Source organism: Phycisphaerae bacterium, assembly GCA_012729815.1.
Classification (GTDB): Bacteria; Planctomycetota; Phycisphaerae; order JAAYCJ01; family JAAYCJ01; genus JAAYCJ01.
Genome location: JAAYCJ010000333.1, coordinates 1 through 1,528, shown reverse-complemented (window position 1 = coordinate 1,528; position 1,528 = coordinate 1). Strand labels below are relative to the sequence as shown.

The window sequence follows — 1,528 nt, the reverse complement described above, 5'->3', positions numbered from 1 at the left end:
TCCTGCGTTTGCTCGGGAGGTTGGAGAACCGATGAACTCGGCTGAACAGCGGTCAGGCGACGATTCACACGACAGCATCAGGCCCGCATCGCCTGCAAGGAAGAATCCTGGGACGCATTTGGCTCATGGAGCAGTGATCAACTGCATTGACGGGCGTGCAAGGCGTTGTGGCGGACTACGTGTGCAAGCGATGGCATGTTGAGTACGTCGATGTGATCACGGAGGTCGCTCCGGAACGATTACTCGCGGAGCGCACGGACAGGCAACTGGTGACCCATCTGAGATCGTCGATACTCAGTTCGCTTCGGCAGCAAGCGTGGCCCAGGTTGGCACCGGCCGCCCACAGCGATTGCGAGTCGAACCCCGTGCCCGAAGCGGTGCAACGTGAGCAGCTGGAAGCGGCCGTGGCGTGGCTGATGGCGGAGTCTGAGCAAGCAGAGGTCATCGGTCTGTGGGTCGATCAGACCGGCAAGGTCAGCGAACACCCCCCCCATTCCGTGCACCACAGCCATCTCCCCAAGCGATAGGGGCAAGGCCACATCTCATCTATACCGGCCCGCAGGTTGAGGTGACCCGCCGATCGGTGGTATGGTGGTCCGGCAATCGGCGTTCGGATACCGTCGTACCAACGGCCAAGAAAACGTGCGAGGAGGCAGCCATGAGACACCTGTGGATCGGTACTTTCGTCCTGCTGGCTATGTTGTCGTTGCCACCGCGGGTCGGTTTGGGAGCGGACGCGCCGAGTCACGAGCGGATCGAGGACGTGATCTACGGGCGCAAGCACGGGATCGCCCTGACGATGGACGTGTTCAAGCCGCGTGAAGGAGCCCATGGAACGGGCGTGATTTACGTGGTCAGCGGCGGCTGGTACTCCGCGCACGAGGCGATCAACCCGGAGGTGTTCGGCGAACTGCTCAAACGCGGGTACACGGTCTTCGCGGTGGTACACGGCAGCCAGCCGAAGTTCACCATCCCCGAGATCATCGAGGACATGCACCGGTCGGTGCGTTACATCCGGCACCATGCCGAGCGGTTCGGCATCAAGCCGGATCGGCTCGGGATTACCGGGGGCTCGGCGGGCGGGCACCTTTCGCTGATGATGGGGCTGGCCGGCCGACCCGGTAACCCCGAAGCCAAGGATCCGGTGGACCGTGAGCCCAGCGGGGTGCAGGCGGTGGCCTGTTTCTTCCCGCCGACCGACTTCCTCAACTACGGACAGACCGGCCGGGATCTGTTCAAAGCTCTCGAAGAAGAGTTGGCCCCCTTCAAAGCCCCGTTCGACTTCCAGGAGTTCGATACCCAGACGCGGCAGTTCGTACTGATTCGCGACCTGGATCGACGACGCGAGATCGCACGCGAGATCTCGCCGGTGGCCCATGTCACGCCCGACGATCCGCCGACCCTGATTGCCCACGGTAACGCGGACACACTGGTGCCCATCCAGCAGGCGGAGGTCGTGCTGGAGAAACTGCGGACGGCGGGTGTGCCGACGCGGCTGGTGACACGAGAGGGCCAAGGTCACGGCTGG

Annotated in this window: 1 protein-coding gene; it reads left to right on the top strand. The window is 63.4% G+C overall.

Annotation, left to right across the window (positions count from 1 at the left end; translation table 11 throughout):
• Window positions 1-697: 697 nt before the first annotated feature.
• Window positions 698-1,528, top strand: an 831-nt coding sequence (locus GXY33_21435; protein ID NLX07710.1) for an alpha/beta hydrolase, incomplete at its 3' end; no start/stop codon positions are given.